Origin of the sequence: Streptomyces thermovulgaris (genome assembly GCF_002155915.1) — a bacterium.
Taxonomy (GTDB): Bacteria; Actinomycetota; Actinomycetes; order Streptomycetales; family Streptomycetaceae; genus Streptomyces; species Streptomyces thermovulgaris.
Genome location: NZ_MUME01000298.1, coordinates 1 through 16,821, shown reverse-complemented (window position 1 = coordinate 16,821; position 16,821 = coordinate 1). Strand labels below are relative to the sequence as shown.

Annotated in this window: 11 protein-coding genes and 1 pseudogene; 5 read left to right on the top strand and 7 right to left on the bottom strand. The window is 72.3% G+C overall.

The features are described from left to right. On the top strand, nt 1-890 hold an 890-nt coding region (locus tag CCN35_RS21700), incomplete at its 5' end, for a PucR family transcriptional regulator (protein ID WP_169721381.1). Nucleotides 891-1,417: 527 nt separating this feature from the next. Here CCN35_RS21700 and CCN35_RS28770 read toward each other — a convergent pair. Beyond that, nucleotides 1,418-1,675, bottom strand: a pseudogene (locus tag CCN35_RS28770) (ATP-binding protein); the annotation flags it as partial. Nucleotides 1,676-1,946: 271 nt separating this feature from the next. Here CCN35_RS28770 and CCN35_RS21690 point away from each other — a divergent pair. Beyond that, nucleotides 1,947-2,672: a VOC family protein gene (locus tag CCN35_RS21690; RefSeq protein WP_067394175.1), complete on the top strand. Its 726-nt coding sequence runs from the start codon at nt 1,947-1,949 to the stop codon at nt 2,670-2,672. Nucleotides 2,673-2,920: 248 nt separating this feature from the next. On the opposite strand, the gene CCN35_RS21685 is transcribed toward CCN35_RS21690, so the two are convergent. The 4 genes from CCN35_RS21685 to trkA all read right to left on the bottom strand — a co-directional run bounded on the left by CCN35_RS21685 (nt 2,921) and on the right by trkA (nt 8,228). Further along, complete coding sequence (locus CCN35_RS21685; RefSeq protein WP_067394173.1) at nt 2,921-4,402, bottom strand: flotillin family protein; 1,482 nt, start codon at nt 4,400-4,402, stop codon at nt 2,921-2,923. Nucleotides 4,403-4,550: 148 nt separating this feature from the next. Beyond that, nucleotides 4,551-5,060, bottom strand: a complete 510-nt coding sequence (locus CCN35_RS21680) for an NfeD family protein (protein ID WP_086793975.1) — start codon at nt 5,058-5,060, stop codon at nt 4,551-4,553. Nucleotides 5,061-5,307: 247 nt separating this feature from the next. Further along, nucleotides 5,308-6,807 (bottom strand): TrkH family potassium uptake protein, encoded by a 1,500-nt coding sequence (locus tag CCN35_RS21675; protein WP_245863339.1) that lies wholly within the window; start codon nt 6,805-6,807, stop codon nt 5,308-5,310. A 107-nt stretch (nt 6,808-6,914) separates the two neighbouring features. Beyond that, nucleotides 6,915-8,228, bottom strand: a complete 1,314-nt coding sequence (trkA, locus tag CCN35_RS21670) for a Trk system potassium transporter TrkA (RefSeq protein WP_086793973.1) — start codon at nt 8,226-8,228, stop codon at nt 6,915-6,917. Nucleotides 8,229-8,525: 297 nt separating this feature from the next. Here trkA and CCN35_RS21665 point away from each other — a divergent pair, with 297 nt between their 5' ends. Continuing rightward, a complete protein-coding gene (locus tag CCN35_RS21665; protein ID WP_067394164.1) occupies nt 8,526-9,386 on the top strand; it encodes a universal stress protein in 861 nt (286 codons plus the stop codon). A gap of 48 nt (nt 9,387-9,434) precedes the next feature. Here CCN35_RS21665 and CCN35_RS21660 read toward each other — a convergent pair whose 3' ends face one another. Both CCN35_RS21660 and CCN35_RS21655 read right to left on the bottom strand, forming a co-directional pair. Continuing rightward, a complete protein-coding gene (locus CCN35_RS21660; protein ID WP_067394161.1) occupies nt 9,435-10,463 on the bottom strand; it encodes a 6-phosphofructokinase in 1,029 nt (342 codons plus the stop codon). 136 nt (nt 10,464-10,599) lie between these two features. Further along, complete coding sequence (locus CCN35_RS21655; protein WP_086793977.1) at nt 10,600-12,543, bottom strand: ABC transporter ATP-binding protein; 1,944 nt, start codon at nt 12,541-12,543, stop codon at nt 10,600-10,602. Nucleotides 12,544-12,754: 211 nt separating this feature from the next. Here CCN35_RS21655 and CCN35_RS21650 point away from each other — a divergent pair, with 211 nt between their 5' ends. Both CCN35_RS21650 and CCN35_RS21645 read left to right on the top strand, forming a co-directional pair. Then, nucleotides 12,755-14,974, top strand: a complete 2,220-nt coding sequence (locus tag CCN35_RS21650) for an NADP-dependent isocitrate dehydrogenase (protein ID WP_067394156.1) — start codon at nt 12,755-12,757, stop codon at nt 14,972-14,974. A gap of 575 nt (nt 14,975-15,549) precedes the next feature. Then, nucleotides 15,550-16,821 (top strand): bifunctional o-acetylhomoserine/o-acetylserine sulfhydrylase (locus CCN35_RS21645; RefSeq protein WP_107501078.1); only part of this gene is annotated, 1,272 nt, incomplete at its 3' end.

Below are 16,821 nucleotides of genomic sequence, written 5' to 3'. Positions count from 1 at the left end.
CGTCCAGCGGGAAGGTCGCCGGGCCGCACGCGTCGGCGACCTTCCCGCTGGACGGCGAGGAGGTGGTGCTGCACCCCCTGGCCGGCCGGGGCCGGCTCAGCGGGTTCATGACGACCGGCTCCTCCCGCCCCATGCGCGGCGCCGACCGGCAGCTGGTGCTGACCGCGTGCGCCCTGCTCGCCCTCCAGAGCGAGCAGCAGCGCCGTGGAACCGCCGCCGCACGCGCCTCCCGTGCCTGCGTGGCCCGGCTGGTGCTGACCGGGTACGTCGACGCGGCACGGTCGCTCGCCGCCGAGCTGGGCCTTCCCGCACTCCCGCCACGGGTACGCGCGGTGGGTCTGGCCGGCCCCACCGGCTCCCCCGACGAGGTTCTCGACGCGCTGGAGTCGGGCGCCGCCCACGAGCACCGCCCGCTCCTCGCCGTGGCCGAACCCGACGAGCTGTGGACGCTCACCGACCCGGCCGATGCCCCGGCCGTCCTGGAGGCCGCCCGCCGTGCCCCGGAGGACGGCGGCACGGTACGGATCCTGCTCGGTCCCGAGACCGACCTCGCCGAACTGCACCGCACCCTGCCGGTGCTGCGCCGCACCCTGGCGACGCTCCCCGCGGGCGCCGTCCGCGACCTCGGTGCGGACGGCAGCCGGTCCCTCGCCACCGCCCCGTCCCTCGAGCCCCTGCTCTCCTACCGCCGGGCGGATCTCGTCCCCAGCGTCGCCGCGTATCTGCGCCATCGCGGCCAGTGGGAGCGCGCCGCCGCCGATCTGGGCGTCCACCGCAACACCCTGCGCTACCGCATCGCCACCGCGACCCAGCTGCTCGGCGCCGACCTCGACGACCCGGACGTCGCCAGCCGGCTCTGGCTGACCCTGCGCACGAACGGCTTGGCCTGACACTCCCCGCCGCACCTTTGGCGGCGATCGCAGCCGCCTCGCCCTCGATCGCGGACGGCCTCGGTAAGCGCCGCCCCAGAGGAACGCGCCGACTTCTGCATCGCATGGCGGAGCCCCCTGCCACGCTCTTACCCCACACCGGGCGTGACGTGCGCCACACCTGCTCGGGCGCGCTGGCGCACGACACCGCGCACCGGGCACCATCACTGCAGGTCAGAGGCTCCTCTCCAGGCGAAGGGTTCCACCGAAACCGACGCCCGCAGGGCATAGAAAAACCAGGGCCCGGACGGACACCTGCGTGAACTGCTGGAGCCAGGCGATTTCCCCGAAACCGACGCCCGTAGGGCATGGAGCCAAGTGGGCCACCGCCCGTCTTCTGCGCACGCTCGTCGGAGCGCAGGTGGCCCGCCGACAAACTCCTGTCAGCAGGCCACCGATTGCGGCGTGCTGTCCGGTTTCCGGCACTGACGGAGTGACAGGAAATCAGGGGCGAGCGCAGTCGGCTGCCGCCCGGCAGCGGGTCCGCATCACGTGCGGCCGCATTCTGCCCAGACCGTCTTGCCGCCCGGCGGATACGGCTCGTAGCCCCAGGCGCCGGCGAGCGAAGCGACGAGGAGCAGACCTCGTCCCGACCCGCCATCAGCGTCGGCGTTCGGGGGCGTTGCGGGAAGACGGTCGCCCCGCGCGTCGGTGGCCTCGATGCGCAGGGTGGTGGGCGTGAGGGTGAGGGCGAGGCGTGCGTCTCTGCCCGGCACCCGCCCGTGCAGGGCGGCGTTCGCGGTCAGTAAGGAACACGGCGGCCCGCAGCTCGCGTTCCGGCGAGCAGCGTGGACCGGGTTCATCGCGGACCTGAAGCGGCACCGGCACTGACCAGCCCGCCTCGAGCCGCAATGCTCCGGCCTCGCGGCCCGGTCCTTCCCCGAGCAACAGGGCCCGGACGCCGGTCAAGCGTCCGGGCCCCATAACTCGGATGCGCGTGCCGCACGGTCTCCCTAGGCTGCTCGCGGGAAAGGCGAGGCGCCGTATCGACCGTCGTTGGGCCAGAGAGGCACGGGTATGACCAGTCAGCTGTTCGCCGTCTGCTTCAACGCGACCCGGCCGCCGGGCCTGGCACGGTTCTGGTCCGGGCTCCTGGGTTGGGAGGTGGCCGACGATCCGGACGACGGCGTCGCGATCCTGCCCCCTGATGCCACCGGATTCCGCATCCGTTTTCTGCCGAGCCAGGAGCCGAAGACCGGTCAGAACCGGGCGCACTTCGACCTGACGAGCACCTCCCTGGAGGATCAGCAGCAGAGAGTGGCCCGTGCACTCGAGCTCGGCGGGAAACACATCGACGTGGGTCAACTCCCGGAAGAGGGACATGTGGTGCTCGCCGATCCGGACGGCAACGAGTTCTGCGTCATCGAACCGGGCAACGAGTTCCTCGCCGGCACCGGCCTCATCGGAGCACTGGCCTGCGACGGCACGCAGGAGGTCGGTTACTTCTGGAGCGAGGCGCTGCGATGGCCCCTGGTCTGGGACCAGGACCAGGAAACCGCGATCCAGTCGCCGAACGGCGGTACGAAGATCACCTGGGGTGGTCCTCCGGTGGCGCCGAAGACGGGCACGAACAGGATCCACCTCGAGCTGGCGCTCCCCGCCGACGCCGACTGGGAGGCAGAGATCGAACGCTTGGTCTCGCTCGGCGCGACACGCGCCGGCACCGGCGCGGGCGACGACGGCCGAGTGCTGATGATGCTCGACCCCGACGGCAACGAGTTCTCCGTGCGAAGGCCCCGGTAGCGAGGCTGTTGTCAGGCGGGTGGTACCCCATTGGGCGTTCGCCGAGCGGAGGCCGGAGCCGTGAGCGACGCCTTGCCGTCCTGTCCTTCTGCACAGTTCCGTCCTTCGACGGCGAAGCCGGCCGCGCATGGCGCGCCACCCCGGACCCCGCTCCCCTCCCGGACGAAGCCCGGACGACGAAGCCCGGACGCCGTGGCCAGGCGTCCGGGCTTTCTGCTCGGCGCAGCGCGAGCACTGCACTCCGGGTGCTATTCGGTGTCGTCGGCCTTGCGGTCGGACGATTCGGTTGATTCAGGTGCCGCCGGGGCCGACGGCCCGACCCGTGCCGGGGGCTTCGCCGGGGCCTTGTCCGTGCCGTTCGTGCCGCGTTCGGCGATTCCCTGAAGGAGCCGGGCGAGGTCGACGCCGGTGGTGGAGCTGAGCAGTTCCAGCCCCTGGGCGACGTTGTCGGCGACCGCGCGCGGAAGCCGGCCCGCGCCGTCCGTGGAGACGACCGTCAGCTTGTCCACCGCCGACAGCGGCTCGGCCGCCTTGCCGACGACCTGCGGCAGCACCTCGACCAGCATCTGGAGCACCGCCGCATCGCCGTAGCGTTCGAAGGCGTCGGCCTTCTTGTGCATGGCGTCCGCCTCCGCCGCGCCCTTGGCGGCGATCGCGGTCGCCTCGGCCTCGCCCTCGATACGAACGGCCTCGGCGAGCGCCGCGCGCCGGGCCTTCTCGCCCTCACCGGTGAGCCGCGCCCGCTCGGCCGCCGCCTCGGCCTCCTTGACCAGGGCGATACGGTGGGCCTCCGCCTCCTGCTCGGCCCGGTACCGGGCGGCGTCGGCGGGCTTGCGGACCTGGGTGTCCAGTTCGCGGTCGGTCAGGGCGGCCCGCCGGGCGGCGACCTTCTCCTGCTCCTGCAGGACCTCCTGCTGCCGGGCGGCCTCGGCGAGCGGGCCGGCGGCGTTGGCGCGGGCGGCGGCCTCGTCCGTCTCGGCCTTGATCTCGGCCTGCTTCAGCGCGAAGGTGCGCTGGGCGATCGCGATCTCCTCCTCCGCCTTGAAGCGGGCCTGCTCGGCGGCGCGCCGGGCGACGGCCTCGGCGATGTCGGCCTCCTGCCGGGCGCGGGCCGCCTCGGGGCGGCCGAGGTCCTCCAGGTAGGAGCCCTCGGTGGTGATGTCCTGGATCTGGAAGGCGTCCAGCACCAGCCCCTGCCCGGACAGGCTGGCCTCGGCCTCCTCCGCGACCTGTCCGGCGAAGGCGGCCCGGTCCCGGATGATGTCCTCGACGGACATCCGGCCGACGATGGAACGCAGCGCGCCGGACAGCACCTCCTGGGTGAACCCGACGATGCCGTCCTGCTGCCGGAGGAAGCGCTGGGCGGCGGCGCGGATCGAGTCCTCGGTGCCGCCGACCTTGACGATGGCGACGCCCTCCAGGTTGGCCTTCACGCCGCGCAGGGTGACCGCACCCCGGACGGCCACCGGGATGTGCCGGCTGGACAGGTCGAGGGTGAACTTCTGCTGGATGAAGGGCACGACGAAGACACCGCCGCCGACCACGACCTTCTGACCGCTGTTGTCGGTGAAGATCCGGCCCGTCTCGGGGTCGGTGGACCTCTTGCCGCGTCGTCCGGTGACGATGAACGCCTCGCTGGGACCCGCGACCTTGTAGCGGGTGACGACCACGAGGGCCAGCAGAACCAGGAGTACGACGACTCCTGTCACGGAGATCAGTACAGGGCTCATGCGTGCAAACCCCCTCAGCCCTCCCGGGGGACGGCGAATCGGATCGGGTCAGGAACGGGTCGGGAGCGGATCGGGAACGGACGCGGAAGAAATAGAAGGAGCAGCAGCGGTCGTGCGGGCGCCGTGGTGCGGCGCGTCGCCCCGGTGGTCAGCGCTCCACCGGCCGGACCACGACCGAGGTCGCGGAAAGCGTCGCCTCCACCCAGACCTCAGTACCCCGCGCCACGGGCACCTGACACTTCGCGGCCAGCTTCAGCGGCTGTCCGGCGAGATGCACCAGCACCTCGCCGTACCCCCCTGCCGGAATGGCGGTCACCACGGAACCGGAGCTGCCGACGAGGTCGCCGCCCCGTGGAGTGGCATCGCCGTGGTCCCGCATCAGAGCGCGGCTGAGTTTCCACGTCAGCCAGCCCGCGGCGACGCCCGCCACCACGCCGATCGCCGTCGCCGCCGTGACCCCCAGCCCTGTGACGCCGAGCACGATCGCCCCGCCGAAGCCGAGCATGGACACGAATCCGGCGATGACCGGCAGCGACAGCAGCCCGTCGAACAGTCCGTCCAGCACCCCGTCGAACAGGCCTTCCAGGACCCCGTCGAGGACCAGCGAGAGCACCAGCAGAACCAGTCCGGCGATCCCGAGACCGATAAACCAGTTCATGCGGGCCCCGCTTTCCTCGGCGACTTCCCCCGCACTTGCATGGTGTCACGTCGGCGGGCGACAGCACACTGCCCGGCCCCGGCAGCCTTTGTGCGCTCCCGATGCCGCCTTGCGGCACTTTCGCCAGGACGACGAGGTTCCGCCGCGGCTCCCGGACCCGGCGCATGGACGCAGGGAGCTCGACGACGGCGCGGGCCGCCCTTGTCCCCCTGCGGCTCCCTGCGCCCCTCCAGCGCTCCCCCGCCGCCTACGCACGCCAGTAGCCGCGGCGGAGCAGCACCACCAGGGGAACGAGCTCGATACGGCCGAGGAACATGAGCGCGGTGAGGATCGCCTTCGACAGCTCCCCGAACGACGCGTAGGAGCCGAACGGGCCGGCCGCGCCGAACGCCGGACCGACGTTGCCGAGACATGAGGCGGCGGCGCCGAGCGCGGTGAACGCGCCGGCACCGGCCGCGTCCTCCCCGGCGTCGAGGGCGAGACCGAGCGTCCCGAGCCCGAACGCGGCCAGGTAGAGGAGGACGAACACGAGCACCGAGCGGAGCGCCGGGCCCTCGACCACCCGGCCGCTCACCCGCACCGGGACGACGGCGTCGGGGTGAACGGCCTGTTCCAGCCCGTGGCGGGCGAAGCGGAGGAGGGTGAGATGGCGGACGACCTTGATCGAGCCGCTCGCCGACTCGGCGGAGGCCCCGACGAACATCAGCGCCAGCAGGGTGAGTGCCGCGAGTGTGCCCCAGGCCGACCAGTCGAGCGTCGCGAAGCCGGTGGTGGTCATCACCGAGACCGCCTGGAAGGCCGCGTGCCGGATGCCGCCGGCCCCGTCCACCGTGCCGTCGGCGAACAGCTCGGCCGCCAGGGCGGAGGTGCCCACGGCGAGCAGGACGAGATACAGGCGCAGCTCCTCGTCGCGGGCCACGGCCCGGATCTGGCGCAGTACGGCGAGACGGTACAGCCGCAGCAGGTTCACCCCGGCCACCGCCATCAGCCCGCACAGCACCCACTGCGTCACCGGCGCGAGGCCCCGGGCCGAGTCGTTCTGCGGGGTGAACCCGCCGAGGGACACGGCGGAGGTCGCGTAGGAGAACGCCTGGAAGAGGTCCATCCGCCGGTCCAGCCCGCTCCATCCCAGGGCGGCCAGGGTCACCACGCCGATCGCCGTCACCGCGAGGTAGACCTTCCAGAGCCGTCGGGCGGTCTCGCGGATGGTCGCGCCGAGCGACTCCAGCTCGACCGGTCCCGGCAGCTCGGAGCGCAGAAGTTCGCGGCCTCCGATGCGCAGTCGCGGCAGCACCGCGAGTGCGAGCACGATGACTCCCAGGCCGCCCAGCCAGTGGGTGAACTGGCGCCAGAACAGCATGCCGGGTCCGAGCGCGTTCACATCGGTCAGGACGGTGGCGCCGGTGGCGGTGAACCCCGACATCGCCTCGAAGTAGGCGTCGACCGGGCGGGCGAGCTGCGGGACGCGGCCGAGCACGAACGGCAGCGCGCCGAACGCGGGGACGAGCAGCCAGACGGCGACGACGACGAGGAACCCTTCCCTGAGGCCCAGCGGGGGCCGCCTGCCCGTCAGACGCTTGAGCGCCAGGCCCGTCGCAGCCGCGGCGAGCCCGGTGACGAGGAAGGGCCGCGGGGACTCGCCGGCCGCGAGGGCGACGGCTGCCGGTGCGGCGAACGCGAGGGCGAACCAGGCGAGCAGAGTGCCGACGACACCCAGCGCGGTCCGTACGTCGACACCGATCCGCACGGCCCTCCCGATGCGTCCGACGCGTCCGAGCCGCCCGGTCCGCCCCGTCCACCCGGTCCGCCCGTGCGGGCTCCGGCGGCGCGGGCACGGCGGCAGGCGCGACGGCGTCACAGGTCACGCTCGATCGTGGAGGCGTGCTCGGGCTCGGTGAGGACGACGACGCGGTCCCCGGGCCGCAGTTCCTCCTCACCACCGGGGAAGAGCACGGTGCCGTCACGGACGATCGCGCCCACGCCGATCCCGGGCAGTGCGTCGATGGGGCGGTGCGCGAACCGGCTGCCGGGCCGGACGGTGACGTCGAGCACCTCGAAACGGTCGTCCTCCAGCATCGCCACCTGGTGGGTGCGCTCGCCGAAGGTGAAGCGGGCCATCTTCTCGGCGGTCTCGTCCCCCGGGTCGATCGTCACGTCGACACCGGCTGCCGCGAAGACCTCGGCGGCGGCGGGATCGTTGAGGACCGTCAGCGTGAGTCCGATCCCGTGGAGCCGTGCGAGCAGCGCCGCGTGCAGGTTGCGCGAGTCGTCGCCGCCGGCGAACACCGCCGCTCCCGCCGTGCCGATGCGCTCGCGGTGCAGGAACGCCGGGTCGAGGCCGGTGGCGTGGAAGACCCGTGCCCGGTCGAGTGCGTCGGCGGCCGCACGTGCCCGTGCCCGGTCCGGCTCGATCATCCGTACGGAAATCCCCTTGTCGAGCAGCACCCGGGCGATCGCCGTCCCCACGCGCCCGGCGCCGAAGATCACGACGTCGTCGACGGGCTCGGCCCCGGTGACCAGCCGTCCCCAGGTGCGCGCGGCCGGGAGCGACGCCGCCACGATCAGCTCGTCGCCGGGCCGCGCCTCCTCGTCCGCGGCCGGCCTGATCCAGCGCCCGTCGCGTACGAGGGCGACCACCCGCGACGCCTCGGACAGCGGCGCCTCGCGCGGGAGACGGCCGGCGCACCACGGCGGCCGGGTCTCACGGACGCCGACGCCGAAGACGACCACCTCGCCGCCGACGAAGAAGTCCACGTGCCGGGCGCCGGGCACATGGAGGACACGCGCGACGGCGCTCGCGGTCTCGAACGCCGTCGAGACGAGAAGGTCCACATCGAGATCACCCGCACGCCAGGCCGCCAGATAGTCCATTCCGGTGGCGCGCACGGCCGTCCGCGCCGACGACAGCCGGCGGGCGAGCATGGCGGTCACCAGGTTGACCTCGTCCCGCGAGGTGCAGGCCAGGACGAGATCGGCGTCCGCCGTGCCGGCTTCGAGCAGGGTCTCCCGCCGGGCGCCGTTGCCGTGGGCGACCCGTACGTCGTAGGTGTGCGAGAGGGCCTCCAGACGCCTCTCGTCGATGTCGATCACCGTGCACTCGTGCGTCTCGGCGAGCGACTTGACCACGGTGTGTCCGACTTGTCCCACACCCACCACGACGACCCGCATGTCTGCATCGTGGCACGCACGGGTGCGGACTGCGCGGCACGTCGGCGGCGGGTCCACGGGCACGGCGGACCCTCGGGGCGTGCACGGGTACGGCGGCGGGTATCCCAGGGCGGGTACGGGCCCGGCGGCGGGTCTCCCAGGGCGGGTACGGGCCCGTCGGAGCAGCGCGAGCCCTCTGACCGTGCCCGGCCGGGACCTGCGGACTGTGCCCCCGACCGGGGGCGGCGGGCCCGTGCGTGGCGCGCCCTCATGGACCGGAAGGCCGTACTGTGAGCCTGATGCCGGGAAGGAGTGCGGATGTCCCACCCTGTCGTGGTCGGAATCGACGGATCCCCGGAAAGCCGTGCCGCGGGCGAGTGGGCCGCCCAGGAGGCGGAGCTGCGAGGGCTTCCCCTGCGTCTTGTGCACGCCGTCGAGGCTCCCGCTCCCGGCTCCGCCGATCTGCCGGTCGCCTTCCTGTGGCGGCAAGGAGGCGAGGAAGCGCTCCGGCACACCGAGGCCGACCTCGCGGCGCGGCATCCCCGGGTGACGACGAGCAGTGTGCAGGTCACCGGCTCCGCCGCGGCCGCCCTGCTCTCCGCTTCCGCGACGGCCGGGCTTCTCGTCGTCGGGGCACGGGGAGAGGGCGGGTTCGACGGTCTCGCGGTGGGCTCGACGGCGCTGGAGGTGGCGAGCGGCGCCTCCTGCCCCGTCGTGGTCGTGCCCAAGGACCCGTCCGCCGTGCGCCCGGAGGCGGAGGTGGCCGTGGGGGTCGGGGGCGGACCCGTGGAGGAGTCGCTTCTGGACTTCGCGTTCGACGCCGCCCGGCTCCGTGGCGCCCGGCTGCGCGCGGTGCACGCATGGGCGCTTCCGGGGGTCCCGCTGTCGGCGGCGCTGCTGGTGCCCGAGGAGGACCGGGGGGCGTGGGAGGACCAGGAGGTCCAGCGGCTGTCCGACGTCCTGCGGGGCTTCACGGACCGGTGTCCGGAGGTCCCCGTGCTGCCCGACGTGGTGCTCCTGCATCCGGCCCAGGCGCTGGTGCACGCCTCCCGGCGGGCCGGTCTGCTCGTCCTGGGGCGGTTTTCGGGCCCGCGGGCGGCCGAGCGCCGGCTGGGTCCGGTGGCCCACGCCGTCCTGCACCACGCCCGCTGTCCGGTGGCCGTGGTGCCCCGGGCGTGATCCGGCGTCAGGTCTCGAAGGGCGCTTCAGGCCCCGCGCGGGAGCGCCTCAGGTCCCGAAGAACACGTCGAACTCCGCGTACAGCTCCGGCGGGACCTTCTTCACGCCCCGGGTCGCGTCCGTGAGCGGGACCCGGACGATGTCCGTGCCGCGCAGGGCCACCATCGTGCCGAAGTCGCCGTCCCTGAGCGCGTCCACCGCGTGCAGTCCGAAGCGCGTGGCGAGCCAGCGGTCGTACGCGGACGGTGTGCCCCCGCGCTGGACGTGGCCCAGGACCGTCGTCCGCGACTCCTTCCCGGTGCGGTCCTCCAGTTCCCGGGCCAGCCAGTCGCCGATCCCGGACAGGCGCACATGTCCGAACTCGTCGCTCGACTGGTCCTTGACCACCAGCTGCCCGGCCTTGGGTGCCGCGCCCTCCGCCACGACGACGATCGGCGCGTAGTTGCTCTCGAAGCGTTTCTCCACCCAGGCGCACACCTGGTCGAGGTCGAAGGGGATCTCCGGGATGAGGATGGCGTTCGCGCCTCCCGCGACGCCCGCGTGCAGGGCGATCCACCCCGAGTGGCGCCCCATCACCTCGACGACGAGGGTGCGTTTGTGCGACTCCGCGGTGGTGTGCAGCCGGTCGATCGCCTCGGTGGCGATGCCGACGGCGGTGTTGAAGCCGAAGGTGTAGTCCGTGCCGCCCACGTCGTTGTCGATCGTCTTGGGCACGCCGACCAGGCGCACCCCGGCCTCGGACAGCGCGGTCGCGACCCCGAGCGTGTCCTCGCCGCCGATGGTGACGAGGGCCTCGATCCGGTGCGCGGCGAGGGTGTCCTTGATGCGGTCGATGCCGTTCTCGAGCCGGAGGGGGTTGGTGCGGGAGGAACCGAGGATCGTGCCGCCGAGCGGCAGGATGCCCCGGACGGTCGGGACGTCCAGGGGCACGGTCACGTCCTTGACCGCACCGGACCACCCGTCCGCGATGCCGACGAACTCCCAGGCGTACTCCTGCACGCCTTTGCGTACGACACTGCGGATCACCGCGTTGAGACCGGGGCAGTCGCCACCGCCGGTCAGCACTCCCACCCGCATGGCTTCTCTCCTTCGCCCGTACGGACCGTGCTGACGCACAGGGCTCTCCCTCCAGCTTGACCCCGTACGGGGCGCGGCGCACGGTGTCGCCGCCCGCGCCGTCGGCGGCCTGCCCGCGGGCCGGTCGTGCCGCCGTTCAGGCCGCCGCCCTCCCGGCCAGGGCGGTCCTTCGCGCCTCGTCGTCGGGCCGCTGGGCGAACTGGGTGCGGTACAGCTCCGCGTACCGGCCGTTTGCCGCGAGGAGCTCGTCGTGGGTGCCGCGTTCGACGATGCGGCCCTCCTCGACGACCAGGATGAGGTCGGCGGCGCGCACCGTGGACAGCCGGTGGGCGATCACGATCGCGGTGCAGTTCTCCAGGGCCTCGGCCAGCGCCTCCTGGACGGCCGCCTCCGAGGTGTTGTCGAGGTGGGCGGTGGCCTCGTCGAGGATGACGACCCGCTGACGGGCCAGCAGCAGCCGGGCGATGGTCATGCGCTGGCGCTCGCCGCCGGAGAGGCGGTAGCCGCGCTCGCCGACCACTGTGTCCAGGCCGTCGGGCAGGGAGCGGACGAGGTCGTCGAGGCGGGCGCGGCGCAGGGCGTCCCACAGTTCCTCGTCGGTCGCCGAGGGGCGGGCCAGGAGGAGGTTGGCGCGGACCGAGTCGTGGAAGAGGTGACCGTCCTGGGTGACCATGCCGAGGGTGGCCCGCAGGGAGGCGAAGCTCAGGTCGCGCACGTCGATGCCGCCGATGCGTACGGCGCCCTCGTCGACGTCGTACAGGCGGGGCAGCAGCTGGGCGATGGTCGACTTGCCGGCGCCGGAGGAGCCGACGAGGGCCACGGTCTGTCCGGGCTCGGCGCGGAAGGAGATGCCGTGCAGGACCTCGGTGCCGGCGGAGGTCCCTTCCGCTCGAGCGGAGCCGGGGGCCTGCGGGAAGGCGTCGGGGCTCGCGACCTCCTCCAGGGAGGCGAGGGAGACCTTGTCGGCGGACGGGTAGGTGAAGCGGACGTTCTCGAACTCGACCGAGACCGGGCCGTCCGGCACCTCGCGGGCGTCCGGCTTCTCCTTGATCAGCGGTTCGAGGTCCAGCACTTCGAAGACGCGCTCGAAGCTGACCAGGGCGCTCATCACCTCCACGCGCGCCCCGGCGAGCGCCGTGAGCGGCGCGTACAGCCGGGTCAGGAGCAGGGCCAGGGCGACGACCGAGCCCGGTTCCAGGGCGCCGCGCAGGGCGAGGAAGCCGCCGAGGCCGTAGACCAGGGCCAGGGCCAGGGAGGACACCAGGGTCAGCGCGGTGATGAACGCGGACTGCGCGGTCGCGGTGCGGATGCCGATGTCCCGCACCCGGCGGGCGCGGGCCGCGAACTCCTCCGACTCCTGCTCGGGGCGGCCGAAGAGCTTGACCAGGGTGGCGCCGGGGGCGGAGAAGCGCTCGGTCATGCGGGTGCTCATCGCCGCGTTGAGGGTGGCCGCCTCCCGCTGCATCCGGGCCATGCGGCTGCCCATCCGGCGGGCCGGCACCACGAACACCGGCAGCAGCACCAGTGCGAGCAGCGTGATCTGCCAGGAGAGCGTGAGCATGACGGCGAGGGTGAGCAGAAGGGTGACCACATTGCTCACCACGCCGGACAGGGTGTTGCTGAAGGCCCGCTGGGCGCCGATGACGTCGTTGTTGAGACGGGAGACGAGCGCTCCGGTACGCGTGCGCGTGAAGAACGCGACCGGCATCCGCTGTACATGGTCGAACACGGCCGTCCGCAGATCGAGGATCAGTCCCTCGCCGAGCGTGGCCGACAGACGCCGGCCGAGGATGCCGAGCACCGCCTCGGCCACCGCGATCAGTGCGATGAGCAGGGCCAGCCGTACGACCGTGCCCGGATCGCCTCCCGACACGATCGCGTCGACGACACGGCCGGCGAGCACCGGGGTCGCCACGGCGAGCAGGGCGGTGACCACCCCCAGGGCGACGAACAACGCGATACGGCGGCGGTGGGGGCGGGCGAACGCGCCGATGCGGCGCAGGGTCGTGCGGGCGAGCGGACGGCGCTCCTGCCGGGCGTACAGAACGCTGTGCAGTTGCGTCCAGGCGGTGGTCTCCATGCTCATAACCCGAACCTAGAATCTCAACCAAACGTGAGGTCAAGGTTTCGCCTCCGCGGCCGTCGCCCCGCCGTGGTTCCGTCCCGCGGTCACCGCGCCGCCGGGAACGGGCCCTTGTCCGCGGGCCCCTGTGCGGACCCCTGTCGAGCCATGGGCGCTCAGGGGATATCTTGATGTCGAGTAATGTTGCAGACGTGGAGCGGAGCACCCGGTGACTGACTCGACCATCATCTATACCCACACCGACGAGGCCCCGGCCCTGGCGACGTATTCCTTCCTGCCGGTGGTCAAGGCCTACGCCGCCCAGGCGGGTGTCGCTGTGGAGACCCGCGACATCTCGCTGGCCGGGCGCATCATCGCGGTGTTCCCGGAGTACCTCACCGAGGAGCAGCGGACCCCCGACGCGCTGTCCGAGCTGGGCGAGCTCGCCAAGAAGCCCGAGGCCAACATCGTCAAGCTGCCGAACATCTCGGCGTCGATCCCGCAGCTGAAGGCCGCGATCGCCGAGCTCCAGAGCAAGGGCTACGCGCTGCCGGACTACCCGGACGACCCCAGGACCGACGAGGAGCGGGAGATCCGCGCCCGCTACGACAAGGTAAAGGGCTCCGCGGTGAACCCGGTGCTGCGTGAGGGCAACTCCGACCGCCGCGCCCCCGCCTCGGTGAAGAACTACGCCAAGACCCACCCGCACCGCATGGGCCCCTGGACCGCCGAGTCCAAGACCAATGTGGCGACCATGGGCGTCGACGACTTCCGCTCCACCGAGAAGTCCGTGGTGATCGCCGAGGACGGCGCCCTGCGCATCGAGCTGAAGGGCGACGACGGCTCCACCACCGTGCTGCGCGAGTCCGTGCCCGTCCTCAAGGGCGAGGTCGTCGACGCCGCCGTGATGCGGGTCGCCGCGCTGCGCGAGTTCCTGGCCCAGCAGGTCGCCCGGGCCAAGCAGGAGGGCGTGCTGTTCTCCGTGCACCTGAAGGCCACGATGATGAAGGTCTCCGACCCGATCATCTTCGGTCATGTGGTGCGCGCCTTCTTCCCGAAGACGTTCGCGAAGTACGGCGAGGTGCTCGCCAAGGCCGGCCTGACCCCGAACGACGGTCTGGGCGGCATCTTCAAGGGCCTGGAGTCCCTGCCGGAGGGCGCCGAGATCAAGGCCTCCTTCGAGGCCGAGCTCGCCGAGGGCCCGGACCTGGCGATGGTCGACTCCGACAAGGGCATCACCAACCTGCACGTGCCCTCCGACGTCATCATCGACGCCTCCATGCCGGCCATGATCCGCAACTCCGGCCACATGTGGGGCCCGGACGGCCAGGAGCACGACACGCTCGCCGTCATCCCGGACTCCTCCTACGCCGGTGTCTACCAGGCCGTCATCGACGACTGCCGTGCCAACGGCGCCTACGACCCGGCGACGATGGGCTCGGTCCCCAACGTCGGCCTGATGGCGCAGAAGGCCGAGGAGTACGGCAGCCACGACAAGACCTTCGAGATCCCGGCCACCGGCACCGTCCGCCTCGTCGACCAGAACGGCAACGTCCTGATCGAGCAGCAGGTCTCGGCCGGTGACATCTTCCGCGCCTGCCAGACCAAGGACGCCCCGATCAGGGACTGGGTCAAGCTGGCCGTCACCCGCGCCCGCGCCACCGGCGACCCGGCCGTGTTCTGGCTGGACGAGAACCGCGCCCACGACGCCAACCTGATCGCCAAGGTCAAGCAGTACCTGCCGGAGCACGACACCGAGGGCCTGGACATCCGCATCCTGTCCCCCGTCGAGGCGGCCAAGCTGTCGGTGGAGCGCATCCGCCGCGGTGAGAACACCATCTCCGTCACCGGCAACGTGCTGCGCGACTACCTCACCGACCTGTTCCCGATCCTGGAGCTGGGCACCAGCGCCAAGATGCTGTCGATCGTCCCGCTGATGGCGGGCGGCGGCCTGTTCGAGACGGGCGCCGGCGGCTCCGCGCCCAAGCACGTGCAGCAGCTGGTCAAGGAGAACTACCTGCGCTGGGACTCCCTGGGCGAGTTCTTCGCCCTGGTGCCGGCCTTCGAGCAGTACGCCAAGACCACCGGCAACGCGCGCGCCCAGATCCTCGCCGACACCCTCGACCGGGCCACGGCGACGTTCCTGAACGAGAACAAGTCCCCGACCCGTCGCCTCGGCGGCATCGACAACCGCGGCAGCCACTTCTACCTGTCCCTGTACTGGGCGCAGGAGCTGGCCCGGCAGACCGACGACGCCGACCTGGCCAAGGTCTTCGCGCCGCTCGCCGAGAAGCTCGCCGCCAACGAGCAGAAGATCGTCGACGAGCTGATCGCCGTCCAGGGCAAGCCGGCCGACATCGGCGGCTACTACCAGCCCGACCCGGCCAAGGCCACCGCGGTCATGCGTCCGTCGGCCACCTGGAACGAGGCCCTGGCCTCCCTGGGCTGACCCGGCCGGCGCCCCGGGCCCTGAGGCCCGGGGACCCGACGGTCCCCCGTTTCTTCTCTTCTCCTCCGCCCCGACCGGCACCCGCCGGCCGGGGCGGACCCGTTCGTGCCGGTGGTACGGACCTGTGGCCGATGGTACGGACCTGTATGTGACGGTTGTGTGGCGTTTCCCACCCGGCCCTGGCGCCGGGCGATGCATGTGCTTACCCTGACTCGCATGATCATGCTCGTGACCCGCCGCCACGTCGACTACGGACGTGTCACCAGCATGGGCTGTCGCCTTTCCGGCTGACGTCCCCACGAGCCGACGTCCCGCGGACCGCCCTCCTGCTTCGGCACGCGGTCCCTCTCCGGCCTTTCTCGGATCCCATCCCTTCGGATCCCGTCCTTCCGGATCTCTTCCCTTCGGATCCCGTCCCTTCGAAGACGTACGCGCTCACGCGCGCCCCGGGCACACCCGCGGCACGCGGCGCGCGGCACACCGACACAGACAGCACACGCGACACACCAGCGACCCGGACCTTCCGCACCGTCGCACCGTCATCCGGCACCGCCGTACATCGCACGAGGAGCACCATGAGCGACCCCACCCAGCCCGTCGACGCCGTCACCGCCGGCCACACCCCCGACGAGGCGCCCGCCGGGCCCGACACCTCCGCCTGGTCGTTCGAGACCAAGCAGGTGCACGCCGGGGCCGCGCCCGACCCGGCGACCGGCGCACGGGCAACGCCGATCTACCAGACCACGTCGTTCGCCTTCCGGGACACGCAGCACGCCGCCGACCTGTTCTCGCTCGCCGAGCCCGGCAACATCTACACCCGTATCCACAACCCCACCCAGGACGTCCTCGAGCAGCGGATCGCGGCGCTCGAGGGCGGGGTCGCCGCGGTGGCGCTGTCCTCCGGGCAGGCCGCGGAGACGCTCGCGCTGCTGACCGTCGCCGGCGCCGGTGACCACGTCGTCTCCAGCGCGTCGCTGTACGGCGGCACCTACAACCTGTTCCGGCACACCCTGCCGAAGTTCGGCATCGAGGTGTCGTTCGTGGAGGACCCGGACGACCTGGACGCCTGGCGGGCGGCGATCCGGCCGAACACCAAGGCGCTGTTCGCGGAGGCGCTGGGCAACCCGCGCGGCAATGTGCTGGACGTGCGCGCGGTCGCCGGCGTGGCGCACACCGCGGGGGTGCCGCTGATCGTGGACAACACGGTGCCGACGCCCTATCTGCTGCGTCCCCTCGAGCACGGCGCGGACGTCGTGGTGCACTCGGCGACCAAGTTCCTCGGCGGGCACGGCACCACGATCGCGGGTGTCGTGGTGGACGGCGGCACCTTCGACTTCGGCGCGCACGCCGACCGCTTCCCGGACTTCAACGAGCCCGACCCCAGCTACCACGGTCTGCGCTACTGGCCGGCGCTCGGACCGGGCGCGTTCGCCGTCAAGCTGCGGGTGCAGCTGCTGCGCGACCTGGGGCCGGCGCTGTCCCCGCACTCGGCGTTCCTGCTGCTGCAGGGCGTGGAGACGCTGAGCCTGCGGATGGAGCGGCACTCCGCCAACGCGCAGGCCGTCGCGGAGTGGCTGGAGCAGCGCGACGAGGTCTCGGCGGTCCACTACGCGGGCCTCCCCTCCAGCCCCTGGTACGAGGCGGCGCGCACCTATCTGCCGCGCGGTGCGGGCGCGGTGGTCTCCTTCGAGCTGCGCGACGGGGTCGAGGCGGGCAAGCGGTTCGTGGACGGGGTGCAGCTGTTCAGCCACCTCGCCAACATCGGCGACGTCCGCAGCCTGATCATCCACCCGGCGTCCACCACCCACAGCCAGCTGGACGAGGAGCAGCTGGCTGTGGGTGGTGGA